The sequence below is a fragment of the Rheinheimera sp. D18 genome (genome assembly GCF_004345025.1).
GTDB classification, from domain to species: Bacteria; Pseudomonadota; Gammaproteobacteria; order Enterobacterales; family Alteromonadaceae; genus Alishewanella; species Alishewanella metallidurans.
The window spans coordinates 3,237,786-3,263,691 of sequence record NZ_CP037745.1 but is presented as its reverse complement, the minus strand read 5'-3'; the positions used below and the strand labels follow the sequence as shown (position 1 = coordinate 3,263,691).

Sequence of the window (25,906 nt, the reverse complement as noted above, 5' to 3'; positions counted from 1 at the left end):
ATACCGTTTTCATCGCTCCAATGTTATTGGCTTTAAGTCTAAATAGGTGCAAGCGTGATAAAATGACCAAAGATGATTAACCCTGTAGTCTATAAAAATATTAGCCAATTTTGAGGTTATCTATGCAGCAAAACGGATCGGTAATAAATAATGAGCCAGCAACTGGCCTTGTACAAAGTGCAGAGTTTAAGCAGTTTGCGGGCTGTTTGGCCGAGCAGAAGTTGGCTTATCATGCTGATCCGGTGCCATCGTATAACCAGCGTATTGCCGATTTAAATGCACTTCAAGCATTAATCCGCGATAACGAAACCGCATTAGTTGACGCGGTAAATAGTGATTATGGCAGCCGTTGTCGTTTTGAAACCCGCTTTTCTGAAATTTTAATGGTATTAGAAGATATTGCCCGCACTAAAAAACAGCTAAAAAAATGGCTGAAGCCACAAAAGCGACATATCGATTGGTTGTTATTTCCTACCTCAAGTTGCTCGGTTATTGCCCAACCTTTAGGGGTGGTCGGTGTAATAGTGCCGTGGAACTTCCCTATTATGCTGTCGTTAGCGCCACTGGTAGCTATTTTTGCTGCCGGTAATCGGGCTATGGTAAAGATGTCAGAAAACTCTGAACAGCTGGCGCAATTATTAATCAAGCTAGCGCCGCAATATTTTCCAGCGCATAAATTGCAGTTTTTTGCTGACAATAACGGCAGCGGGCCGGCCTTTTCTGCTCAGCCATTTAATCATTTGTTTTTTACCGGTTCTGCGCAAACAGGCCGTGCGGTAATGGCCAGTGCAGCAAAAAATCTTACGCCAGTAACCTTAGAATTGGGTGGTAAATCGCCGGCCGTAGTTGCACCCGATTTCCCACTACATAAAGCCGCTGATCGCATCTTGTGGGCAAAAGCCTTTAATGCCGGGCAAATTTGTACCAACGTTGACTACGTATTTTTACCCAAAGGTAGCGAAGCCGAATTTACTGAGCTGGCGCGAAAGCTAGTTGCCAAACGTTACCCCGACATTAACCACAATGACTACACCGCAATAATTGATGAGCGTTCATACCAGCGCTTACAACAGATGCTGGATGACGCCATTGCGCAAGGCGCTACCGCGGTAAATTTAATGCCAGGGCAGGTATCGCAAGCAGGGTTACGCAAGTTTCCGCTAACGTTATTGTTTAATGTTAGCGACAGTATGTTAGTGATGCAGCGTGAGATATTTGGCCCGCTATTACCCGTAAAAACCTATAGTGATCCAAAAGACGTGGTGCACTATATTAATGCGCAACCAAGGCCGCTGGCGTTTTACCCATTTACCAATAATAAAGCCTTACAGCAGTTTTATTTGCAGCAGGTAATGTCAGGCGGAGTAACCATTAACCATGCTATTTTGCATGTTGGGCAACACGATTTACCCTTTGGTGGCGTTGGCGACAGCGGCATGGGGCATTATCACGGCTATGAAGGCTTTCAAACCTTCTCGAAGTTACGGCCAATCTTTAAGCAAGGCGCTTATAATAGTGTCAGCATGCTGCTGCCACCCTATGGCTGGCTAGCGAATAGACTAACCGACTGGTTAATTAAACTAAAAAGCTGAGTTGCCGGGGAAGCTACAACCAGCCTTTTTGTCGTGCAATACGTGCTGCATCTATCCGGTTAGCAGCGTGCAGTTTACTTATGGCTTCTGACAAATAATTACGCGCTGTGCCTTCGGCAACATAAATAGCCGCCGCTATTTCGGCGGTACTTTTACCTTCTGCAGCTAAGCGCAGTGCGCGGCGCTCTTTGTCGCTAAGTGGGTCTTGCTCACCTAATGCTTGTAGCACTAATTCACCGTCAATCACCCGTTTACCGGTTAATACTTGTTTTAACGCGGCACTTAATTGTTCTATCGGCGCGTCTTTTAATAAAAAGCCACTTACGCCAGCATCTAAAGCGCGTTTTATATACCCGGCACGACCAAAGGTGGTAATAATCACCACTTTTAATGTCGGTAAGTTTTTTTGCACATACTGGGCTAGCTCAATGCCACTTAAACTCGGCATTTCAATATCGGTTAGCAATAAATCAAAAGTTTGCTGCTTTAGTAAGGCTAATGCCTGCTCGCCATTGGCGGCTTCAGTTACCTGATAACCTGGTTCTAGGTTTAATAGCGCCGCCAGTGCGCCTCGCACCATAGCTTGGTCCTCGGCTAATAATAATTTCATGCCTTATATCCCTAGGTTAATGGCAATTCTATGTGGATTTTACAGCCATTATTAACACAAACAGCGATGCTGGCATTTAGTGCGTTAAGGCGTTCTTCAATACCTATTAAACCATTGCCGACAGATATAGCCTCAACTTGGCCATTATCAACAACTGAAATTGTAAGCCGTTGGTTTAATTGGCTGAAACTAAGCTGACAACTGCTACCACTGCTGTGGCGCAACACGTTGGTTACTAGCTCCGTTAACACCAGAATAAGTGCGGTTTCGCTGCGCTGATCTAATGTTGGTACTGTGCCCTGTAATTCGGCGTTAAAGCCGCCGTCGCGCAGTCTAGCTAATAGTTTACTTACTTCAGCTGCTAGCCCCTGATGTTTATAGCCGGACACGCTTTGCCGCACTTGCGACAAGCTATCTCGGGCAATCTGGCTTAGTTCTGTCAGTTGCACACGAACGGCATCGGGCCGCTGATTATCTAATAGCTTGATTGCTAAATCAGCCTTAAGCGCAATGCTAGATAAGGTGTGGCCTAAAATGTCATGTAAGTCACGAGCAATACGTTCACGCTCTACAGTCGTTGCTAATTGACTAATTTCATCTGCGCTTTTTTGTTCACGTTGCTGATGAAATAAACGCTGGCGCTCAACGCGGCCAAAAAAGCTAACACCTAAAAGTATAGGAATGCCCATAGTTAAAAAATATGGCCAGTGCAGAGTTAAGCTTAAATCTAATAACACCAGTAATAGTGCTAATGCACTGATAGACAATATATATTGGCGAAGCGGAAATGCTAAAGCAATAAAGAAGCCCGCATAAGCAAACATGCTGATTGAGCCTGGGTTAATAGGGGTAATAAGGCTGGCGATAATTATTATGCCCAGTATGGGTTTATGTATAGCAGAAAATTTACTGCGGTAAGCTGTAAAGTAACAGAATAAAAATATGCCTAATGCAGCTGCCATGCTTAAGTATTGCCACCATTTAAAGCTTGCTACAAATAATGGTAGAAAGTAAAAAATTAAATTAATCAGATATATCCACGCAAATTTTTGTTCAGTTTTTGTGTAAATACCTTGATTTGTTTCAGCCTGCATATTTCACCTAGTGACGTATTCTGAGTTAGTAGTCTCTTATATAAAGAGACGCTTTCTTAGTGTTCTTTGTCAGTTTTTTTAATGACAACTGTCATGTTAAAGCGGTGACATTTGTTTGCGATTTTATTGATCCTATTAGGTTAGCCTGTTGGTAGCTGAACGGCAGCTATTAAATGAATAGGAACTGTTATGCAAAACAAATTAAAAACAACGCTAAAAAATCTTAATGCAGTAATGCTAATAACAACAGCTGCTTTGCTGCAGGTTAGCACGGCTAATGCACACACTGAAGTTACTACAGCGGCTGCTAAGCAGGTGCAAGCCAGTTGTCAGTGTTTTTCTGTACAAGTATATGGCCAAGGCCCCGCTATAATACTTATTCCAGGCTTAGCATCATCGGGCGTGGTATGGCAAAGCACGGTAGAGGCATTAAAAGACAAATACCAATTACATGTGCTAACTTTGGCTGGTTTTGCCGGTGTTGCGCCGCTGGCACAGAAGCATTGGCCGCATGGCTATATTGCAACCCAGCAGCAGGCTATTCTTGATTATATAGAACAAAACAAACTAAATAAGCCCATTGTTATTGGCCATTCGTTAGGTGGGTTTATAGCATTGTCATTAGCCGTAAATAACCCAGAGCACATAACTGCAGCAATAAATGTTGATGGTTTACCGGCATTGGGTGAGTTGTTTAAGCAATCGGCAGCATCGTCCTTTGAGGCACCAAACAATGCCTTCGATCCAGTGGCGATGGCAAAAAGTATGACAAATAACACGGATTGGCAGCAACGTATTGTCGCCGATATGAAGCGCTCTGACGGTATGACTAGCGGCCGAGTAATGGGCGAGCTTATGCAGCAAGATTTACGTCCAGTGCTAAACAAAATAACCGTACCGGTTTTAACTTTAGGCGCGTTACTAAATGGCGCACCTTATAGTACGCCAGAGCAAGTACAAGCTAGCTATGAAAAGCAGTTAGAAAATGCGCCCAAAGCCTACCACCAAATAGTTTATGCGCCAGATTCACGGCATTTTATAATGGCCGATGCACCCGAGTGGCTAAATAGTCAGATTGCACTGTTTCTGGCAAAATTGCCGGTTACTTATTAAATTAAAGTTTAATAATGTTTAGCTTATACAGCACTAAGTTGTAACTAAAAGAGCGGTCGTTAAGCCGCTTTTTGTCTTAAGCGATAAAACGCAGGCCGTATTGGTTAATTAAACGAAAAAGCTGAATTAGTTTTGTCGCAGGCTAAGCCGGTATATGTCGCCCTGTATTGGCGGCTGTTTTACAAAATAGATGTCTTGCTGCCAAATACTGAAATGCCTCACAAAACCGGGCATTTCAGCTAGTAATAGTTCTTGTTGATGGCTAGCTAAATGGTAACGATAAATACCTTCATTCGGCTGATAATAATGCACTACGCCATCGTCTAGTTGCCAGTTTAACCAGTTTATTTTATCAAACTGCGCTAGCACTAATTGCTCATCGTTATCAGTTAGCGACTTGCGCCATAATCCGTCTTGATGATAACGCGTAAAGTAGAGTTGCCCCTGCCACAATTGGCCGCTGTAGCCACCCTGTTGGGTTAATTGTTGCTCGGTACCGCTAAGCAGGTCGTATAGCCATAGCTGCCAGTCACCGCTGCGATTACTACTATAAATAACACCTTGATCATTGTTCGCCCAATTTACTACGGCTACCTGTTTTTCTGCGGATAATAATAATGAAACTTTACCCTCAGGCAGGCTAACCGCGTATAAGGCATCGTCTTTAGCCAGCAGTATTTGGCTATCGTCGGCTGACCAGCTTAACCTCGCAAAGCTCGGAGTACCGGGTAGCTCGGCTAATAATCGTTCTGTACCGCTGGCATCTTTTAACCAAAGTTGGTGCTCACCTTCACGAGTAGTTAAAAACGCGAGCTGCCTGCCGTCATTAGCTATGCGCGGCATAATGTCTAAACGAGAGCTGTTAATAACAGGCGTTAGTTGGCCTGACGCGTCTTGTCGCCAGATATCGCTACGTTGCTCAAGGGAGCTAAAAAATATCGCATTAGCGCTTACCGCCAATGATTGAATTAGATCGGCAGACTGATAAGCATCTAACAGCTGTTGTTGGTGATAGTAATACAGGCGTTTGCTATCACTTAGCAGCAGCTGAGCGTTATGCCAAGCGAGTTCTCGTATGGCGATGTCTAATTGTTGCTGTTGCACTAACTCGCCAGTCTCCGCGTTAAGGAAAAGTAATAAGCTACTATTTGGCGCTAAATAACGGCCAACCGCTAGTACGCCTTCAGCTGATACCGCAAGCGCTAAATCGCCTAATCCGCTGTAACTGTTTGCTGGCAAGGTAAGCTGGCGCGTCGCACCGGTGCGCACGTTAAGCTGAAAAATTTTATAAGGCTTAGTGTTGTCGGTGCGTTGCCGATAATAAATACGGTTGCCGTCAGGGTGCCACTGTATCTTTAGTGTGCTTGCTAGAGTACATGCAGTTAAGTGCTTTAGTACTAAGGTTGTTATATCCAGCAACACAAGTTCGCATTGCTGTTGGTTGTAACGCGCGTATACAGCTTGCTGCCCGTTTGGGCTTAAGCTAGCAAAAGCACTGTTCTCGCTGGCGGGTGTTAGCGCAATATGCTGCTTATTAGTCAGCGTATTTAACCAAACTTGGTTGTTACCATTGCTGGCTTGGCGATGATACAACAAGCTGCTGCCGCTAATATCCACGCTAATATCAACCTCTGCACCATCAAAACTGGTGTGTGGCGCGGCCATACCCACAACGCTAACAGGTACGGCCGGCTGGGATGGTATTAACCAAAAAAGCACTAATATGGTTAATACCGCACAGAGCGCAACTGGCGTAGCAAACCTTAGTTTCGGTCTCGGCTTAGTTGTTAATATTGGCTTGTTGCCGCCTGGTGGCGTGGCTATTTCTTGTACTGCCGGCTGCAGTCGGTAGCCTAATTTAGGTAAAGTTTCAATATATTGGCCGTTGGGGTCTAGTTTAGCCATGGTTTTTCGCAGCATTGATACGGCGCGGTTAATTGCGCCATCACTGACTATTCTGCCCTGCCAAGCTTGAGCAATAAGTTGATCTCTAGTTACCGGCTGCCCATTGCTGGCCAATAAACAGATAAGCAGCTGATATTGCCTCGGCTCAAGATAAAGGCAGGTTTCATTACAGCAAAGCCGGCGGTTAACCATATCGAAAGTTAGCTGGCCAAACAGCCTATGAGTTTGGCTAGATGCCGTTGTAGTGTCAGTCATTCTATACTCGGTAAGCTTTCCATCACAAAAACATCATCGTTATAGCCATGAGAAGCCGCTGTCTTTTTTATAAACTAAAGCCTGATTACATGTTAACAGGAAAGTTAAATGAAACGACAAATGATCACAAAACTAAGCCTAATTGGCACAGCGCTATGTTTGTTAAGTGGCTGCTTCTCAGCTGATAGTAATAAAGACCCTGTCGCTGAGAATGAGCATGTAACTGAAAGCACTATGCTGGGGCAGCGCAGCTACTTGCTTAAGCTTCCGGCAAATTACCAGCCTGAACGACAATACAAATTACTATTAGCGTTTCATGGCTCTGGCGGCCGAGCTAGTCAAATGCAAACTATGGCGCAATTTGAGCGCGCAAGTAACGATTATATTGTCGCCTATCCTAATTCAAAGGAAATTGAATGGAATGAAGGCTGTGATTGTAATATTGCACATCGAAAAGGCGCTGATGATTTAGGTTTTGTCGATAAGGTTATTGCCGATATTCAATCTAAACATAAGTTAGCAGAGGGTGAGATCTATGCTGCAGGGTTTTCTCAAGGAGGTTTATTTACGCAAAATTTAGCCTGTAACCGCAGTGAAACATTTAAAGCAGTGGCTGTTGTTGCTGGGTCAATGTCGCGTCAATTAGCGGATAGTTGTGCGCCAACAAAGCCGGTTTCTATATTAATGCTGCATGGTGATGCAGATTCTGTATTGCCTTATAACGGCAGTAATCATGCTAACTTTGGTTTAATTAGCTCGCCACAAGCCATTTTGCTGCATGCTAATTTACATAACGGTTTGCCGTATCCACTCAAAAAAGCGCTACCAAATAATAATGCTGAGTTAATTAGTTACACTAACGGCCAGCAAAAGTTTCAGTTAATGCGTGTCGAAAATGGCAGCCATAGTTGGAGTTTTAGTCAGCTTGATACGACAGATAAAATTTTGGCGTTTTTTGCCAACCTAAGTCAGCCTGAGCTGCCACAACATTCTATGCAGCTAACGGTAAAAGATCAGCAATTTCACGTGCGTGCTATGGGTAGCGATAATCCAGGGCCAGCCGTGGTGCTATTAGCTGGGCCCAACCAAAATTACCATAGTGATAGTGCCTGGTTTGCTGCATTACAGCCATTATTAGCGCAAAAATACCGAGTATACAGTGTTGACCGACTGGGTAATGCCTTTAGTAGCACCGCGGATACTCTGTCATATCGCCGTTTTGCTGACGATTTAGCCGCAGTGTTGCAACAGTTAGATGAACAACAAATTGTACTCTTAGCCTTTTCTAGCGCTAGCATTAGTACCCGTTGGTTTTATCAGCAATATCAGTCGCAGTTTGATATAAAAGCCATGCTGTATGTTGACCCAGACATTCCATTACCGCATTCGTTAAGCCTGTATCAGGCCTACCCGGCCGACTGGTATTTGGCTAACTTGGCAGAATTGCTGCCACATATAGCCACCGGAGCATGGAATGAGCGAACTTTAACCAAAATTCAGCAAGAGCGCGAGCTTGCCGAGCAGCTGGTAGCCGAACATAAAAAGTTAATGGACTGGCAATACTTTGAGCAAATTAGCCAGCAACGTTTGCTAGTGCCACATCAGCAGGCGCGTGCCCGTGAAATAGCAGCCTATATTGCCGATTTAGATAGCTACGCCCAGTTAGCTATGGTTACCGGCGTGCCAGTGTCGATTATTGACAGTGATTTTGAGTTAGCTGATACCGATAATGCGACGCCAGAAGAGTTGCTTGCATTAAAGTTGTGGCAGCAAGAAGGCAGCAATTGGAGTAAAGAACAGGCCTCTTTGTCGAATGGTCAGTATATTGCACTAACCGACAGTGAGCACTTAGTGCCATTGCAGCAACCTTACACAATACTGCAAGCGTTAGATTGGCTATTTGCTCAGCTGCAATTGCCCTAAATTAGCGCTTTCACTTTATAGCTTTGTGCAGCAACCCACAACGCGGCCATTAGCCGTGTTGTGTTGATATTAAGCAATAAAACGCAGGCCGTACTGGTTACCTTTTTGCCAGACGCACTGCGCGGTATTGTTGCCAAAATGCTCGCAGTCAATACTGAGGCTATCACCTTTATGTAGCTCGCCGTTAAACTGAATGCGTGCGCCACTACCTTGGCTAAAATCTAACAGCTGGCAGTTGGCGGTAACGGTGTTTATAGTTAATTTTGCCTCTGGAATGTTGTTAGCTTGAAAGCGAACTTTATGGCGACGGTCGGTTAGTTTATCTGCCTGCGGAAAATCGGGGTTTGCTGGTCGATAGCTACTTTTGGCCACTCGCTGGTACACACTATCGTGAATACTAACATTTATTGGTGGGTTAGCTGGGTCACCATAGATATATCTAACAGACTCACCTCCACCCATTTTTTCTAGTAGTTTGTAGCTAAAAGAATAAGAGTTATGTGGTGACATACTAAGGTCAGGTTTGCACTGCGCGTCTAAATAGTGCTGATTAAACTCTAACCCCAAGGCTAACGCCTTACTAACCATCCATTGCAGTGCTATGTCAGATAAACCACATTCGGTATAGCCACCTCCCACGTCAGAGTGCGCGCCGGCAAACCAGCATTGCTCCATATATTGGTCGTCTTGCAGTGTCCCTGTCCATAAATCAGGCTGAAACGGTCCGCGACGCTCGTCAAGTGCTAATGCATGGTAAGCATATTTCACTTGGGCACAAATACGGGTATTAAAAAAGCCAACCCAGTTACGGGTAAACTTACCCAGAAAACGTGTCGGTGCGCCCAGCGCTCCCACAGTATCGAACACGCCTATCATGCGAATATCTGGCCGATAATTATCAGCATATAAGGCTTCAGGTCGTTTATCTGGTTCAGTACGATAATATTTATAAGCTTGCTTTAATTTATCTAGGGTGCTTTTTTCTAATAAGCCCACGGCATTTACTAAACCGATAAAGGCGCGGGCGGTGTATGCGCCACGACTAAAGCCAAAGGTATAAATTTCATCGCCTAGTTGGTAGTTATGGGTTAAGAAGCGATAGCAATCGAGGACGTTTTTTTCTAAGCCGCTACCAAAGGCACCCCCGATAAAACGGTCAAACTTACCACCGGTGCCGACACCTTGGTCATAAAACACTACCTGATGTACGCCATCTTGGCTAAGTGGCGCTATACCTCTAACAAGCTTGGTAACGTTAGTTGGAATTTCATCGGGCTCGTTCCACGTGCCATCACAACAAATAATAATACGTTTTGCGTTTGCCATAGCCATTCTCCTAAGCAAGGAACTTGGTCATATCGCAAAGCGATAACAGCGCCAATACTGTCTGAAGTATAGTTTATATCCGTGGCTGTGAAAGTAATACGAAAGGCAGTAGAGATATTAGCGTTGAGACAAATAAACTAATAATAGAGCGTTAAACTAAATAACTGCCGGCATTGTGCTCAGCAGCTGTTTTTTAATTCAGTTTTTAAGTAAAGGTGACCCCATTAAGCGCCGCTAAGTTTTTTCTCTAACTTCTCAATTTTTTCTTGAGCTTGCTCGCGGTAGCGCGTTAATCGCTCAATGGTAGCTGCTGCGTTATCTTTAACAAAGCTAACTTGTTGTTCGAGTTGTGAGCGCTCTTTTTTCAGTTTGTCTTTTTCTAACTGAATGTCTGCGACTAGATCGCGGTGTTGCTGTAATTCTTCGCGTAATTGGCGAATTACTTCGCGTTGTTCCGACTGATGATTAGCCGTAATCGCGCTTTGCTCTTTTAGCATGGCGTTATTGTTACGCAGTTGCTCTAGCGTAGCCTGAATATCCTGAGAGTCATCTATCTCGGTAGATTGCACGTTTTGCATTGCATCCAGCTGCTCTTGTGCCTTAATGGCATTGTCGCGCTGTACTTCTGCTTCGCGTTTTATGTGGTCAAGCTCTTTGTTTAACTTAGTGAGCTGCTGGTTTAGTGTTTCAAGTTCTTGTTCTTGCTGCGTGATGGTAGCGAGATCTTGCTCATTACTTGTATTGGTTTCAAGCGCAATACTAGGTTCTTGTTGCTGGTTTTGCTCTAATTTACTTAACGCCTGATCGCGTTCCGCCGTAAGCTGTTCAACTAACTGTTGCGCACTCGCAAGCTGTTGTTGTGACTCAGTTAACTCATGAATTAAAGTATCATTATTACTATCGCTAGTGGCAACAGGTACAGCGGTATAATTACCCGACTCTTGCTCTTCTATTGCCCGTTGCGCTTGTTCTAACTGCGCTTGTAATCTTTTAGTTAGTGCTACAGCTTGGGTTTCAGTTTTAGTCGCTTGATGTAGTTTATTTTCAAACTCGTTTAGCATGGCTTGCAGTTCGGTAACATCATGCTCGCGGGTTTGTAGGTCTAATAGTGTCTTTTTACTGGCTTTTTGCGCCGCATCAAGCTCTGTTGCTACCTTAGCTTTTGCCTCTTCCAATAGCTTTACTTGCTGTTCTAACTGTTCTTGAGCTTTTATTTTTGCTTGTAGCGGTTCTAATTCTTGCTCTGCGCTGGCCAATTCGCTTTGTAATTGCTGAAGCTTTTGCTGATTAAGCTGCTGCTCATTCTGTAATTGCTCTTCTAGTTCGTCTTGCGCTTGCTGAGCAGCGATTAATTTTAACTGCAATTGTTCTGCGTCGTTTTTAGCTTGTTCAGCTTCTTGTTGCGCTGCACTAAATTGCTGCTGTACATGCTCTAGAGTAGCTTTACTTAACGTTAACTCTTGCTCAGCTTGAGCAATTATTGCTTGTTGTTCGGTCAATCGTGCTTTGGCTTCATCTAACTGCAGTTGCTGAGATTTACTTAATGCCTGCGCCTGATCACGGTCTTCACTTAAACTAGAATATTTTTCTGCTTGAGTAGAAAGCTGCTGCTGTTGCTGCTGTAAACTAGATTCCAGTTCTGATTTTCGTTGCTGTAGCTGTTCAACTTCAAGCTGTAATTCACGATTATGCTCAGCGGCAAGTATTTCCGCTTGCATAGCTTGTTGCAATTGTTGGTTAAGTTGGTCGGTTAATTTTTTGGCATGCTGTTGAGACTCGCGCTGAAACGCAGTAACAAAATCTTCGCTGAACATACTTTCTCCAGACGTCGGCGTTGATGCTACATTAGCTTGTTCATTACGCCACTTTTGATAGTGTACGACTAGGCTAGCTTGAGCCCCAGGAACCTGAGAAATTAAATAATCTAGTGAAACAGGCTTGCCTGTTTTATGTAAGTCATCGCAGATTTTCTTAATTTCACTATATTGCATTGCTCTACATCCAACCAAGTTGGGAACAAAGCCCAACAATTACCAATAAATAAATATATAAACATTCTAAGCGCTTTTTCGTTAAAGCCAAATTTTAATTACATTTTCTTTGCATATTTGGCTTCTAACCGCTAGATTGCTGTATATAAAAACAGTGTGGTGTTGCGATGAAACTTTATATTGCTGAAAAGCCTAGTTTAGGTAGGGCGATAGCTGCTGTTTTTCCTGCTCCTCAGTATAAGGAAAACGGCTACATACGCCTTGCCAATGGTGATGTTGTAAGCTGGTGCATAGGCCATTTATTAGAGCAAGCAGAGCCTGAAGACTACAACCCTGATTTTAAGCGCTGGCAGGCAGCACAACTACCTATAATTCCAGACAAATGGCAGTTGAAGATACGCAAGTCGGCAGCGAAACAGTTGGCTGTTATTAAAAAACTGTTAAAACAAGCAGATAGCATTGTACATGCCGGAGACCCTGATCGTGAGGGGCAGTTATTAGTTGATGAAGTGCTTGCCTATTGCGGTGTTACAGGTGAAAAACTGGCCAACACCCAGCGTTTGCTAATTAGCGATCTTAACCCGCCCGCGGTAAAGCGCGCATTAACGCAGCTAAAGCTAAATAAAGAATTTGTACCTCTGTCTACGTCGGCGCTCGCCCGCAGCCGAGCCGATTGGCTTTATGGCCTCAATATGACCAGAGCTTATACCCTACAAGGGCAAAAGGTTGGGTATCAGGGGGTTTTATCCGTCGGTCGCGTGCAAACACCGCTATTAGGCTTAGTGGTGCGGCGTGATAAAGAAATAGCTGACTTTGTCTCTAAACCGTTTTATCAGGTACTAGCCGAGTTAGAAACTGAAGATAAGCAGCAGTTTAGTGCGCTGTGGCAGCCTAGCGCGGCTTGTGTACCCTGGCAAGATGAAGATGGGCGAGTTTTGCTGAGGGCGTTAGCAGAAAGGGTACAGCAAAAAATTAGTAATCAGCCCGCGGTAGTGAGCAAGTTAGAGCACAAAGATGGCCAGCAATCAGCACCACTGCCCTATAGTTTATCCGCACTGCAAATTGATGCAGCCAAACGTTATGGCATTACCGCGCAGCAAGTGCTTGATAGTTGCCAGCAATTGTATGAAAAACATAAACTTATTACCTATCCGCGTTCAGATAGCCGATATTTACCTAATGAGCAGCTAAAACAAGCGACTGCGGTATGCCAAGCAATAGCCAGCAATGACCATGAACTGGCTTCTGCAGTAGCGCAGGCTAACACCCGCTTAGTTAGCAAGGCGTGGAATGATGCAAAAGTAACGGCGCACCACGCGATTATTCCTACCGAGAAGCGACAACCACTAAACCGACTAAGTACAACCGAGCAGCGGTTATATCAACTTATCGCTCGGCAATACTTGGCCCAGTTTTATCCTGCTTTTTGTTACACCGATAGCCGTGTTGAACTAACCATTGCTGGCGGCTGCTTTGTTGCTAAAACCAGAGTTGAGCTAAGTGCCGGTTGGAAGCAGTTATTTCGCAATGATAGCGAACAAAAAAGGCCGGCAGATAGCGCAGAGCAGATACTGTCGCGACAAGCTTTACCTAAGTTGCAGCTGGGGCAGGTATTAAGCTGCATTAACACCCAACTGTTAGAAAAGCAGACTACGCCACCACAAGCATTTACGGATGCGACTTTATTGGCCGCAATGACAGGTATTAGCCGCTATGTTTCTGATGAAGCTGTGCGCAAAATTTTACGTGATACCGACGGTTTAGGCACTGAGGCCACTCGAGCCGGTATTATCGAATTATTGTTTAAACGAGGCTATTTAATTCGGGTTGGCAAGCAAATTCAGGCAACGGCAACCGGGATTGCACTAATTAATGCTTTACCAGCCGAGGCGGTGTTACCCGATATGACGGCGCGTTGGGAAGCGGCATTAAATGCAATATGCCAGCGCGAACAAAGCTACCATGCATTTATGCAACCATTGCTGTTACAGCTAACCCAGCTGGTTAATGGTGCTGCGGCTATTTGTCCAAGTGTTGTTATGGCTGCTAAAAAGCCACGTTGGCGTACTAATAAATCTGCGACTGCGAATAAATCGGCTAAGCAAGGTCGTTATAAGTATAAAACCACAGCGGTTCGTAAAAGTAATTAATTGTTATCGCACTGGCTTTTGGTTTATTGCCTGATTTATGCTGCAGGACAAATTATGGAGAACAATGTTATGTCAACCAAAGTATTTAAAACCCTGCTGGCTACTTTAGCCATAGCAGGTAGTAGCCTAGCACAAGCGACGATAGTAGAAGTAACGACTAACTTAGGTAAGTTTGAAGTTAACTTATATGACGAAACCACACCGACGACAGTGCAAAATTTTCTTAACTACGTTAGCTCAGGTCGATATAACGGTACCGTTATTCATCGGTCAGTACCGGGTTTTATTGTGCAAGGCGGTGGTTTTGTATTTGACGAAAAGTTGCCATTAAAAGCCACTACTACCAATGCTGCTATTGTTAATGAACCTAAGTGGTCGAATGTGCGCGCTACCATTGCGATGGCAAAAGTAGGGGGCAACCCTAATAGTGCTACAAATCAATGGTTTATTAACTTAGCGAACAATGCGGAAAATTTAGATCGGCAAAATAGCGGTTTTACCGTATTTGGCCAAATTAGTGGTGCCGGCATGGAAGTTATTGATGCTATTGCTAAACTTCCGCGCTATAACTTTAATGGTATTAGTGATTTACCGCTACGTGATTATAGCAATACCGATCGTGATAATAACAAGCCGTTAGCGACCGCTAACTTTGTTACTATTGAATCAGTTGTAGTGGTAGACCCAAGAGCAAATACGGCCGCGGGGTTAACACTGGCGCCGAACATAGGGCCTGCTCCAGAAAGTAGTGGCGGTAGCTTTGGTTGGTTGCTGTTACCACTAAGCTTATTAGCGCTGCGCCGACGCAAGTACTAAATAGAAAAAACGGCGCTTTAAGCGCCGTTTTTATAATCTGTAACATGTCAGAACTTAGTCGCGCTTATTTAGCTAAAAACGCGTAGCCTGCTAAAAATGCCGTTTCTTGAAATATTTTTAGTCCGGTTTCTTTAAAGTCGACAGGTATTGGATAGCGCTTTATTTTTTCTTTTAACTCGGTGGCACTAATAATAGTGCAGTTGCAGTTTTCTATAAGTTGCAATGCGGTTTCAATTTTAAAACCTACCGCACCACCAGCAAACTTACCTTTTTGCGGCCGCTCTTTAATAACCAACTGAGTAACTTGGTAATCTTGAATAAATTTGGCAAAGGTAAACTGAAAATGCCGCATTTGCTGCTGATCTTGATCTTTGCTTAAGGCAAAGCGATTTTGCCTACAGTCGGGCAGTTCAAATAAACCGTTATTTAATGTCATCAGACAGATTATTGCTTCGCTGCCCTTAATTTCGATACCGCATGTGCGCATAAAAAGCTCTCTGTTTAAGGTTTAAGTAAATTGTCATAATTGTTTTCAATCACTACGCAACTTTGTTTTAGCGGGTCACCAAACAAAATTGGATTAAAGTCGTTATTTATGCAGTAGTTACGATGAAACTTTTTTATATTTTCGATGCTGCTACTGGCTTTTTCCAGAACAGCTCGCTGCTCCTCGCCCCATTGTTCTGACAAGGTTAATAGTTGTTTCTGTATTTTGCGTAATGCCGCATCTTTGTTGTCACCGACAGAGGGCACATTATCCTGAATCAGCTCGTACAACTGATCTCGATATGGCCTTAGCATATCAGTGTCTGAAAATGTAATGAGTAACAACACAATTACCACTAGCAAAAAAAACTTTTTCATTACTTTATACCTCAAGCTACTTTGTGGCCATTGTATCGAATAGTAGCGCAGACTGCATCGTAGCAAAAAGATATCTGTTCGTTTTCAGTGTTGTTTACACAGCTTACTCTGGAAATTAACGCGGTTGCCAATTTTGCTGCAAAAACCATCTAATTGGTGTCAGAATTATTTTACACATAAATTTTGCCTTGTTGTAGGTCAACAAAATCAGCACGTAAGCTGTTATACTCTGCAAATCTTGCAACCGGCAGTAATGGGGTCATCGGTGGATCAGCAAAAAATAGATATTAAAAATATCCCAGTGCATGTAGAAGTACACATACCTGACGCAGCTAAATCGTCAAATTACAAACCAAGAGATCGGATATACGTGCGAGCTGTTAAAGGTTTGCACCAGCTTATTCGGCGTTATATTGGCTTTGCGTTTCTAGGGCTATTTATGCTGTTGCCATGGCTTAAATATGACGGTAATCAAGCCATTTTATTGGATATAACAGAGCAGAAATTTAATATCTTTGCCTTAACCTTATGGCCGCAAGACTTTACCATTCTAGCGTGGATTTTTATCATCGCCGCTTATGGGCTATTTTTTATCACCGCATTTTATGGTCGCGTGTGGTGCGGTTATTTATGTCCGCAAACGGTATGGACCTTTATTTTTATTTGGTTCGAAGAAAAAATACAGGGCACACGTAATCAGCGAATGAAGCTAGACGCCGATCCTTGGACGGCAAGTAAATTTTTTAAAAAAGCAGCTACTCACTTTTGTTGGCTAGCGTTTTCGCTGCTTACTGCACTTATCTTTGTTGGCTACTTTACGCCAGTCGATACGTTATTTATTGAGTTTTTCACCTTTGACGCCGGGTTTTGGGCGGTTGTTTCAGTATGGTTTTTTGCGCTATGTACCTACGGTAATGCCGGCTGGATGCGTGAAATTATGTGTACGCATATTTGCCCTTACGCTCGTTTTCAATCAGCAATGTTCGATAAAGATACTTTTACGGTAACCTATGATGAAAAACGCGGTGAAAATCGAGGCGCGCGTAGCCGTAAAGATAAAGACTACAAAGCCAAAGGCTTAGGCGATTGTATTGATTGTAATCTTTGTGTGCATGTTTGCCCCACCGGTATTGATATTCGTAACGGCTTGCAGTACGAATGTATTAATTGCGGTGCCTGTGTTGATGCTTGCGACGACACCATGAATAAAATGGGTTACCCGACAGGCCTTATTCGCTACACCACTGAGCACAGCTTAAATGGCAAGCCGACGCGCATATTAAGGCCCAAACTGCTGGGATATATTCTGGTGCTGGTTGCGGTGACGTCAGCCTTTATTTGGACTTTATACACCCGGGTGCCGCTGGAAATGAATATTATTCGTGACCGAGGCTCATTGTTCCGTTTAACCGACACAGGTTTAGTTGAAAATACCTACACCTTAAGTATTTCTAACAAATCGCAGCGAGCAACGGTGTTTGATGTTAGCGTTGCTGCCGAAATGAGTTTCCAGTGGATTGGTATGCAACAAGTTAGCTTACAAGGTGGTGAAACGCGCAGTGTCACTATTAGCTTGGCGCTAGATCCCTACAGTACTGAGCTAAATACTATTCCTGTTACTTTTACCGTACAACAGCAAGGCGAAGCTGATGTGCAGCTACAGCAATCGACTAAGTTTTTTCTAGGCAGTCGATGAGCGTATTTGATTTTAGTACCCTACAGCCAGATCTGATCCTTGATGCGCTTACTCATTGTGGTTTAGATGTTAGCTCTGGCTTGTTGGCGCTAAATAGTTACGAAAACCGAGTTTATCAGTTTAGTGCCTATGTCGCGGATGGGCTGCGGCCCGAGAAATATGTCGTTAAGTTTTATCGACCACAACGTTGGACCGAACAACAGTTATTAGAAGAACATAGCTTTGCCTTTGAGTTAGCTGCCGCCGATATACCTGTCGTTGCACCGTTTGTCATTAATGGCCAGTCGTTGCAGCAGTATATGGGGTACTATTTTGCCTTGTTCCCCAGCCGTGGTGGCCGTACGCTTGAAGTGGATAACGACGAGCAGCTGGCCATGTTAGGACGCTTTTTAGGCCGGCTGCATTTGGTGGGCAATGCGAAAAAATTTATACATCGGCCAGCCTTTACTATTGAAAGCCAGCTATTACAAAGCCAGCAAGTACTTAACGCCTTACCTTATATTCCTAGTTATATACGTCCAGCTTTTGATGTGGTGCTAGAACAAGTTATTGCGCTTTGTATTGCGCAATACCAACCAAAACGTATGATCCGTTTGCATGGCGATTGCCACGCCGGTAATTTATTTTATGTCGACCAAGGGCCGTTTTTTGTTGACTTAGATGATTGTCGCAGTGGCCCGGCAATACAAGATTTATGGATGATGCTATCAGGCGACCGCCAACAACAACGCGACACGCTAGAGCTAATGCTAGAAGAATATGAACAATACTACGAATTTGATCCTGCAGAGTTAAGGCTCATTGAGCCATTAAGAGCTATGCGGATGGTGCATTACATGGCATGGTTAGCGCGCCGTTGGCAAGACCCCGCTTTTCCAATGAACTTTCCGTGGTTTGCAACAGACAAATACTGGGAACAACAATGCTTGGTGTTAAAAGAACAATTGTTTTTTCTCCAACAAGCCCCTCTTTCTTTAGTGCCAGATTACTGAGTTTTTGTTAAGCTGCGCTAGCAAGCTCATGCTGAGGACAACGCGCATAATGAAAAATAAATTTATTTTAATACTCGCTTTACTAACTTCGCTTACCGCTTGCGCTGAGCCAAGGTTTGTCGAAGGCAAGCAATACGACGTGGTTGCCGATACTCAAACTACAACACCTGAAGTTAAAGAGTTTTTCTCGTTTTACTGCCCGCATTGCTATCAATTTGAACCATTTATGCAAAATGTAGAGCACAAACTGCCAGAAGGTACGGCGTTTAAAAAAATGCATGTCGATTTTATGCGCTCTGCACCGCCAGAAATCCAAGAGTTATTAACAAGAGCCTATGTGGTTGCTAATTCGCAGCAGCAAGGCGATAAAATAGCTATGGCTATTTTTAATCATATTCATCGAAACCATGCGGTGTTTAATGATGCGGCTGACATTCGTCAGCTGATGTTGATTAACGACTTAGACGCTAAAGTCTACGACCAAGCGCTGCAAAGCGCGCAGGTTACGGCGGCGGTTAAGCAAATGAAAAACGAGCAAAATGACCTCGCTGCGCGCCGAGTACTAACTGGGGTGCCTATGTTACTGGTTAACGGTAAATATAGAATTAACCTTGGTGAGTTGGACGCGCATAATCTTGAACAAGAGTTACAAGACTTAATTGCATTTCTATTAGAAAAATAGCCATAAGGGTATAACAACAGATGAAAAGTATATTTATCGCGTTAGCATTATTATTGCCACTAACCAGTATCAATGCGGCAACCTTTGTTGAAGGTAAGCACTATGAAGTTATTGCAGCTAAAGCTTCGCCTAAGGCTGAAGTAAAAGAGTATTTTTCATTTTATTGTGGTGGTTGTAATGCATTTGAACCGGTAGCACAAAGCGTAGCGAAAAAACTACCCGAGGGTGTTGAGTTTAAAAAATCTCATGTCGACTTTATTCGCGCAGCCTCACCTGAACTACAAAATGCGATGACACGCGCATATATAGTGGCGAAAGGCTTAGGTAAGGGTGACGCTATTGCTAGTGCATTCTTTAATCAAATTCATCGTAATCGTGCGCCATTTAGTAATGAGGGCGAGATCCGAAGCTTAATATTATTGAATGATATCGACGCTGAAACCTATGACAAAGCGATGAAAAGCTTCTCCGTGCGCGGTGCGGCTAGCCAGATGAAAAAAGAACAAGAAGAACTGTCAGAAAGCCGGGTGTTAAATGGTGTACCCATGCTAATTGTTAGCGGTAAATACAAGATTAATCAGGCGGCATTAAACCGCAATAATTTAGAAACTGAATTACTAGAATTAATTAACTTCTTGCTAGAAAAAGAAAACACCGCTAGTTAATAATTACTGCGTACAACCTAAAGTGCGCTAAGTACTTTGCTGTACTAAGCGCAGTCAGAATAAAGCAGGGTAGCAAAGTTTTTGCTACCCTGCTTTATTTTTATCGACAGCTTCACAACTTAACTTGCGTTAACAGATGTGCCATTAATTTAACTTTGGATGCAATTATTTATTTTTTGCATGCTTTTAATTTACATTCTGAATGTGTGATCTGTATGATGCGCGCCGTCTTCACCAACTTAGAGAAATTTAATAATGGCGCTAAAATACATATTACCAGTAATTGCAATTACTGCAGCCGCAGCGGTGTCTGCTGAAGAGTACCAGGTTTTCACTGGTCTGAACGTTGACCACGTGCGCTTTGCTGGCAATAGTCAAAATATCTGGAGATTAGAAGGTCAGTATTTTTTTGATAAAAAACAAACTTTAGGTCCGTTAGATCAGTTTGAATATATCAATAAAGTAACTAACGTGAATGCCTCTGTTGGTCGCGCTTCAGGTGAAAATGCACTATCTGTTGGCGGTGAGTATTTCATCGATAATAAGTTTGTCGTTTCTGCTGGTTTTGCACGCTTCGATGATTCTAATGGTATGGCAATTGGCGTTGGCTATTTAATTTCAGATGATTTTTTAGTTAAAGTTGATATGGATAAAGAACAAGACGTTAGCGCAAGTTACTTGTTTTCTGCTCGTTATAATCATCAGTTAGAAGGTAACGACTATATTGGCTTTACTGCACAAACTGACGAAGAATTTGATGAATACGGCGTAAGCAGTAAATACTTTGCTGCTTTAGCAGACGGCCGCTATATTGCTGCTGGTGTATCTATTAATCGCACTATCCACAGCACATCTTGGGGTGTAATGGCAGATTATTACTTCTCTAGCATGACTTCAGTAGGTTTTTCTTACGATAAAGCTGATTTTTATAGTTTAAACGCCAAGCATTACTTTAACCCAAACTGGGCTTTACAAGTTGCGTACAGTGGCAATGCCGACAACTCTGAGCTTAAAAGCTACAATGTTGGCGTAACTGGCCAGTTCTAGGTTTTATTAGTTTCATACTAGCGTTTTGGGGCACTATTTGTGCCCCGTTTTTATTTAGGCTAATAACGGTTTTAAATAATGGCCAGTATAAGAGGTTTCGCAAGCTGCAACCTGCTCTGGTGTACCGGCAATTAATATTTCACCGCCGCCACTACCACCTTCTGGGCCTAAGTCGATAATCCAGTCGGCGGTTTTAATCACATCTAAATTATGCTCAATAACCACAATGCTGTTGCCGTGATCACGCAAGCGATGTAATACGTTAAGTAATTGCTGAATATCGTAAAAGTGTAAGCCGGTGGTAGGCTCATCTAAAATATACAGTGTTTTACCGGTGTCGCGTTTGCTTAGTTCGCGCGCTAATTTAACCCGCTGTGCTTCACCGCCTGATAACGTGGTCGCCGATTGGCCCAACTTAATATAGCTTAAGCCTACATCGGTTAAGGTTTGCAGTTTGCGGTTAATGGCGGGAATAGCCTTAAAGTACTCCAGTGCATCTTCAACCGTCATATCCAGTACTTCGTGAATATTTTTACCTTTGTATTTTATTTCCAGTGTTTCACGGTTGTAACGCTTACTTTTGCATACATCGCACGGCACATAGACGTCGGGTAAAAAGTGCATTTCTACTTTAATAAGGCCATCGCCTTGGCAGGCTTCGCAGCGGCCACCTTTTACGTTAAAGCTAAACCGACCAACCTGATAACCGCGCGAACGCGCTTCTTGCGTGCCAGCAAACAACTCGCGTACTGCGGTAAAAATACCGGTATAGGTAGCGGCGTTTGAGCGTGGTGTTCGGCCAATGGGGCTTTGATCAATATCGATAACTTTATCGAAATGCTCTAAACCTTTAATCTCACGATGTGCTGCGGGGTCATCGCCTTCACCTTTATTTAGCACCCGATGTGCCACGCGAAATAAGGTATCGTTAATTAATGTAGATTTACCCGAACCCGACACGCCGGTAATGCAGGTCATTAGGCCAAACGGAATGGCAATATCAACATTCTTTAAATTGTTACCCGTTGCACCTAATACTTCTAACCATTTATCAGCCGCCTTATGTCGTTGTTGTGGTATTTCAATTTTTCGACTGCCGGATAAGTACTGACCAGTTAGCGAAGCAGGCTCTGCCATAACCTCGGCTAAGGTGCCCTGAGCAACAATATGGCCACCATGCACGCCGGCGCCTGGGCCAATATCAATGATGTGGTCAGCAATGCGTACTGCATCTTCATCGTGCTCTACCACAATTACGGTGTTACCCAGATCGCGTAAGTGCTTAAGCGTGCCTAACAAGCGGTCGTTATCACGTTGGTGCAAACCAATAGAGGGTTCATCTAACACATACATTACGCCGACTAAACCAGCGCCAATCTGGCTGGCTAACCGAATGCGCTGTGCTTCACCGCCAGATAAGGTTTCGGCGCTGCGTGACAGGTTTAAGTAGTTAAGCCCAACGTTAACCAAAAAGCTCAGCCGGTCTTGAATTTCTTTTAGTACCTTTTCGGCTATCTGTGCACGTTGTCCTGTTAGGCTTAGTTGCTGGAAAAACGCCATGCAATCGCCAATCGACAATTCAACAATTTGCGGTAGATTAGTTTTGCCAATAAATACGTGCCGAGCTTCTTCGCGCAGCCGAGTGCCGTTGCAGCTAGGGCAAGATTGATGGGCAAGGTACTTACTAAGCTCTTCGCGTACTGAATTAGATTCAGTCTCACGGTAACGCCGTTCCATATTTGGCAAAATGCCTTCAAACGGGTGGCTACGTTGTACAATATCGCCACGGTCATTTAGGTATTTAAAGTCGATTACCATATTGCCGCTGCCGCGTAAAATGGCCTCGCGTTGGTGTTTTTCTAACGCGTTAAATGGCACATCTAATTTAAAGTCGTAATGATCCGCTAGCGATTTTAACATCTGAAAATAATAGAAGTTACGCTTGTCCCAGCCGCGAATTGCGCCACCGGCTAAACTTAGCTCGTCACTAACAATCACTTTATTGGCATCAAAATATTGTTTTACACCAAGGCCATCACAGCTTTGGCAAGCACCGGCCGGGTTATTAAACGAAAATAGGCGTGGTTCAAGTTCATGCATGGAATAGCCACAACTTGGGCAGGCAAAATTAGCTGAAAACACTAATTCTTCGGCGTCAGGGTCGTCCATAAAGGCTACCTTGGCCACGCCGCCGGATAAACTCAATGCGGTTTCAAACGATTCGGCTAACCGGGTTTTAATATCATCACGCACTTTAATTCGGTCAATAACCACTTCAATGGTGTGTTTTTTCTGTAAATCTAATTTAGGTGGATCAGATAAATCACATACTTCACCGTCAATACGGGCACGAATATAGCCCTGTGCGGCAAGACTTTCTAAGGTTTTAACGTGCTCGCCTTTACGCTCTTGTACTACGGGGGCCAGCACCATTAATTTTGTACCTTCAGCAAAGGTCGTTACCTTATCAACCATTTCGCTAATAGTTTGTGCGGCTAGCGGCAAATCATGGGTTGGGCAGCGCGGCTCGCCTACTCGGGCAAACAATAAACGCAGGTAATCGTAAATTTCGGTAATAGTACCCACCGTCGAGCGCGGGTTGTGCGAGGTTGATTTTTGCTCGATAGAAATGGCTGGCGATAAGCCCTCAATATGATCAACATCGGGTTTTTCCATCAAACTTAAAAACTGCCGCGCATAGGCTGAAAGCGATTCAACATACCGACGCTGGCCTTCAGCATATAATGTATCAAAGGCTAATGACGACTTGCCAGAACCAGATAAGCCCGTAATAACAACCAATTGGTTACGAGGAATAACTAAAGAAATATTTTTCAGATTGTGGGTGCGGGCACCCCGAATATCAATTTTATCCATTACGGTTTCCAGTTGCGGGCGGTGAAAGCGCTGAAGCTGTACAAATATACACTACAAGCGGCTAAGAAAAAACCACTGTTTATACGCTATAAACCGAGCAATGGTTTGCTTTACTTGATAATAAGCTTAGCTCACGTTAGGTGGCAAATAACGCTAAACGCGGTTAAAACCTGGCTATTGTGTGCTACACTAGCGCGCTTAATTTAACGGTTAATTCTGATCTGATGCAGCAACTAAACTCTTTAGAAAAACGTGCCGCGGTAGCCTTAGCCTTAGTATTCTCTAGCCGGATGCTAGGCTTATTTATGCTGTTACCGGTGTTTGCACTATATGGCAGCGAGCTCGCTGGGTTTTCTCCGTTATGGATTGGTATTGCCATCGGGGCCTATGGTTTAACGCAAGCCATTTTACAAATTCCCATGGGGTGGTTATCAGATCGTATCGGCCGGCATAAAGTTATGCTGGGTGGTTTAGTACTATTTGCATTAGGCTCGGTGGTCGCAGCGTTAGCCGATTCGGTTTACATGGTAACCTTGGGCCGCATTTTACAAGGTGGTGGCGCCATCGCCGGAGCAGTATTAGCCTTAGCGGCCGACATAACCCGCGAAGAACAACGGCCAAAAGTAATGGCTATTATCGGCGTCAGCATTGGTTTATCTTTTGCTGTTGCTATGGTTGTTGGGCCCTTAGTCGCGCGCTTAGCTGGTTTAAGTGGAGTGTTTTGGTTTACCGCTATTTTGGCGCTAGTGGCTATGGCGTTGGTCTGGTTTGTCGTGCCTAAAAGTGTGCAAAAAGCGCCGATGGCCGAAACGCTGGCCTTGCCGCAAAGCCTAGCTAAAATGCTAAAAAATCGGCAGCTCGTTCAGCTAGATCTTGGCGTTATGTTATTGCATTTAATGCTAACCGCTACCTTTGTTGCGTTACCGCAATTATTAACCAACACCGGCTTAGATTCAGTTAAACATTGGCAGTTTTATTTACCGATATTAGTAGGCTCATTTGTATTAATGATACCAATGATGATTATTGCGATGCGTAAGGCGCAAGAAAAAGGCTTCTTTTTATTCGCGATTGCCTTACTTATTAGTGCCATGCTAACGGTGTTATTACTGGGCAATTTTACTGGCTTAGTTATCGGTATGTTGTTGTTTTTTATTGGTTTCAATTTTTTAGAAGCCAGTTTGCCCGCTCTAGTTTCACGTATTGCGCCTGCTGGGCAACGCGGCAGTGCGATGGGGATTTATTCTAGCAGTCAGTTTTTTGGTGCCTTTTTAGGCGGTGTAATTGGTGGCGCGGTAGTGCAGCAGTTTGGTAATCAAATGCTGTTTGTTGTGCTAGCGGTAATAGGTTTACTTTGGTTACTGGTTGCCAGTACACTGATTATTCCTCAGCGCGCGCAACGATTATCGTTAGCCGTCGCGGTAGAAACGGAATTAGCTGCCGAGCAACTGGCAGCAAAACTTAGCACCCTAGCCGGTGTACAAGAAGTAACATTAATACTGGCCGAGCAGCGTTGTTATTTAAAAGTTAGCTCAGCACAATTTGATACGGCGCAGGCACAAACAATGATTGCCGCCGCTAAGGCTTAATATTTTTTTGGAGAACTCGCATGGCGCGTGGCATTAATAAAGTTATTTTGATTGGTAATCTGGGCACTGATCCAGAAGTGCGTTATATGCCACAAGGCGGTGCAGTAGCTAATTTAACCGTAGCCACCTCAGAAAGCTGGACTGATAAAGCTAGCAATGAAAAGAAAGAACAAACTGAATGGCATCGGGTGGTAATTTACCAACGTTTAGCCGAAATTGCCGGTGAATACCTGCGTAAAGGCAGCAAAGTTTATATTGAAGGAAAGCTGAAAACCCGTAAGTGGCAAGATAAAGATGGTGTAGAGCGTTACACCACAGAGATTATTGCCAATGAGCTACAGATGTTAGACGGCCGTGGTGACAACCAGCAACAAGGCGGTATGGGCGGCGGCCAGCAAGGTGGCTTCCAAAAAGCCGCACCACAACAGCAAGGCGGTTATCAGCAGGCACCACAACAAGGTGGCTTTCAACCGCAAAGCGGTGGTTACCAACAAGCTGCACCACAGCAGCAAGGCGGCTTTCAGCCACAACGCCCAGCAGCTCAACCACAACAGGGTTACCAGCAACCAGCACAGCCACAACGCGCGCCAATGGAACCGCCAATCGACTTTGACGACGATATTCCGTTCTAACGTGACATAAATATAAAAATGTAGAAAAATATCTACAGAAGCACGCTAAAGCCAGATTTTATCTGGCTTTTCTATTTTTACAATAAA

Annotated in this window: 20 protein-coding genes; 12 read left to right on the top strand and 8 right to left on the bottom strand. The window is 43.9% G+C overall.

Going from position 1 to position 25,906, the window contains the following annotated elements; genetic code table 11:
- Nucleotides 1-122 precede the first annotated feature (122 nt).
- Nucleotides 123-1,592, top strand: a complete 1,470-nt coding sequence (locus E0Z06_RS15335) for a coniferyl aldehyde dehydrogenase (protein WP_132586534.1) — start codon at nucleotides 123-125, stop codon at nucleotides 1,590-1,592.
- Between the two features lie 13 nt (nucleotides 1,593-1,605).
- On the opposite strand, the gene E0Z06_RS15330 is transcribed toward E0Z06_RS15335, so the two are convergent.
- A complete protein-coding gene (locus E0Z06_RS15330; protein WP_132586532.1) occupies nucleotides 1,606-2,202 on the bottom strand; it encodes a response regulator transcription factor in 597 nt (198 codons plus the stop codon).
- Nucleotides 2,203-2,213: 11 nt separating this feature from the next.
- On the bottom strand, nucleotides 2,214-3,296 hold the full coding sequence (locus E0Z06_RS15325) for a sensor histidine kinase (RefSeq protein WP_132586530.1): 1,083 nt from the start codon (nucleotides 3,294-3,296) through the stop codon (nucleotides 2,214-2,216).
- 189 nt (nucleotides 3,297-3,485) lie between these two features.
- Between E0Z06_RS15325 and E0Z06_RS15320 the strand changes: the two genes are divergently transcribed.
- Nucleotides 3,486-4,409: an alpha/beta hydrolase gene (locus tag E0Z06_RS15320; RefSeq protein ID WP_243695525.1), complete on the top strand. Its 924-nt coding sequence runs from the start codon at nucleotides 3,486-3,488 to the stop codon at nucleotides 4,407-4,409.
- A 126-nt stretch (nucleotides 4,410-4,535) separates the two neighbouring features.
- On the opposite strand, the gene E0Z06_RS15315 is transcribed toward E0Z06_RS15320, so the two are convergent.
- On the bottom strand, nucleotides 4,536-6,569 hold the full coding sequence (locus tag E0Z06_RS15315; protein WP_132586528.1) for a winged helix-turn-helix domain-containing protein: 2,034 nt from the start codon (nucleotides 6,567-6,569) through the stop codon (nucleotides 4,536-4,538).
- Nucleotides 6,570-6,677: 108 nt separating this feature from the next.
- Here E0Z06_RS15315 and E0Z06_RS15310 point away from each other — a divergent pair, with 108 nt between their 5' ends.
- A complete protein-coding gene (locus E0Z06_RS15310) occupies nucleotides 6,678-8,492 on the top strand; it encodes an alpha/beta fold hydrolase (RefSeq protein ID WP_132586526.1) in 1,815 nt (604 codons plus the stop codon).
- 69 nt (nucleotides 8,493-8,561) lie between these two features.
- On the opposite strand, the gene E0Z06_RS15305 is transcribed toward E0Z06_RS15310, so the two are convergent.
- Together E0Z06_RS15305 and E0Z06_RS15300 are read right to left on the bottom strand one after the other, a co-directional pair.
- A complete protein-coding gene (locus tag E0Z06_RS15305; RefSeq protein WP_132586524.1) occupies nucleotides 8,562-9,818 on the bottom strand; it encodes a DUF2235 domain-containing protein in 1,257 nt (418 codons plus the stop codon).
- 224 nt (nucleotides 9,819-10,042) lie between these two features.
- Complete coding sequence (locus E0Z06_RS15300; RefSeq protein ID WP_132586522.1) at nucleotides 10,043-11,809, bottom strand: DNA-binding protein; 1,767 nt, start codon at nucleotides 11,807-11,809, stop codon at nucleotides 10,043-10,045.
- A 167-nt stretch (nucleotides 11,810-11,976) separates the two neighbouring features.
- On the opposite strand from E0Z06_RS15300, the gene E0Z06_RS15295 reads away from it, so the two are divergent.
- Nucleotides 11,977-13,959 (top strand): DNA topoisomerase III, encoded by a 1,983-nt coding sequence (locus E0Z06_RS15295; protein ID WP_132586520.1) that lies wholly within the window; start codon nucleotides 11,977-11,979, stop codon nucleotides 13,957-13,959.
- A 69-nt stretch (nucleotides 13,960-14,028) separates the two neighbouring features.
- Nucleotides 14,029-14,775 carry a peptidylprolyl isomerase gene (locus tag E0Z06_RS15290; protein ID WP_132586518.1) on the top strand — a complete coding sequence of 249 codons (747 nt, stop codon included), beginning with the start codon at nucleotides 14,029-14,031 and terminating at the stop codon, nucleotides 14,773-14,775.
- Between the two features lie 64 nt (nucleotides 14,776-14,839).
- Here E0Z06_RS15290 and E0Z06_RS15285 read toward each other — a convergent pair whose 3' ends face one another.
- Together E0Z06_RS15285 and E0Z06_RS15280 are read right to left on the bottom strand one after the other, a co-directional pair.
- The gene (locus E0Z06_RS15285) at nucleotides 14,840-15,262 is read right to left on the bottom strand and encodes a DUF3010 family protein (RefSeq protein ID WP_132586516.1); all 423 of its coding nucleotides are present in this window, start codon (nucleotides 15,260-15,262) and stop codon (nucleotides 14,840-14,842) included.
- Between the two features lie 14 nt (nucleotides 15,263-15,276).
- Entirely contained in the window at nucleotides 15,277-15,639 is a 363-nt protein-coding gene (locus E0Z06_RS15280) for a hypothetical protein (protein WP_132586513.1), read from the bottom strand.
- A 265-nt stretch (nucleotides 15,640-15,904) separates the two neighbouring features.
- On the opposite strand from E0Z06_RS15280, the gene ccoG reads away from it, so the two are divergent.
- From ccoG to E0Z06_RS15255, 5 genes are all read left to right on the top strand, one after another.
- A complete protein-coding gene (gene ccoG / locus E0Z06_RS15275) occupies nucleotides 15,905-17,335 on the top strand; it encodes a cytochrome c oxidase accessory protein CcoG (RefSeq protein ID WP_207903108.1) in 1,431 nt (476 codons plus the stop codon).
- Nucleotides 17,332-18,327: a serine/threonine protein kinase gene (locus tag E0Z06_RS15270; protein ID WP_132586510.1), complete on the top strand. Its 996-nt coding sequence runs from the start codon at nucleotides 17,332-17,334 to the stop codon at nucleotides 18,325-18,327. The genes ccoG and E0Z06_RS15270 overlap by 4 nt, the downstream gene beginning before the upstream one ends.
- 49 nt (nucleotides 18,328-18,376) lie before the next feature.
- Nucleotides 18,377-19,009: a thiol:disulfide interchange protein DsbA/DsbL gene (locus E0Z06_RS15265; RefSeq protein WP_132586507.1), complete on the top strand. Its 633-nt coding sequence runs from the start codon at nucleotides 18,377-18,379 to the stop codon at nucleotides 19,007-19,009.
- Nucleotides 19,010-19,029: 20 nt separating this feature from the next.
- On the top strand, nucleotides 19,030-19,674 hold the full coding sequence (locus E0Z06_RS15260) for a thiol:disulfide interchange protein DsbA/DsbL (RefSeq protein WP_132586504.1): 645 nt from the start codon (nucleotides 19,030-19,032) through the stop codon (nucleotides 19,672-19,674).
- A gap of 255 nt (nucleotides 19,675-19,929) precedes the next feature.
- On the top strand, nucleotides 19,930-20,721 hold the full coding sequence (locus E0Z06_RS15255) for a putative porin (protein WP_132586501.1): 792 nt from the start codon (nucleotides 19,930-19,932) through the stop codon (nucleotides 20,719-20,721).
- Between the two features lie 54 nt (nucleotides 20,722-20,775).
- On the opposite strand, the gene uvrA is transcribed toward E0Z06_RS15255, so the two are convergent.
- Entirely contained in the window at nucleotides 20,776-23,598 is a 2,823-nt protein-coding gene (uvrA, locus tag E0Z06_RS15250) for an excinuclease ABC subunit UvrA (RefSeq protein ID WP_132586498.1), read from the bottom strand.
- Nucleotides 23,599-23,822: 224 nt separating this feature from the next.
- On the opposite strand from uvrA, the gene E0Z06_RS15245 reads away from it, so the two are divergent.
- Complete coding sequence (locus tag E0Z06_RS15245) at nucleotides 23,823-25,187, top strand: MFS transporter (RefSeq protein WP_132586495.1); 1,365 nt, start codon at nucleotides 23,823-23,825, stop codon at nucleotides 25,185-25,187.
- Nucleotides 25,188-25,207: 20 nt separating this feature from the next.
- Nucleotides 25,208-25,819, top strand: coding sequence for a single-stranded DNA-binding protein (ssb, locus tag E0Z06_RS15240; protein WP_132586492.1), 612 nt, complete (start codon nucleotides 25,208-25,210; stop codon nucleotides 25,817-25,819).
- The last annotated feature ends 87 nt before the right edge of the window (nucleotides 25,820-25,906 follow it).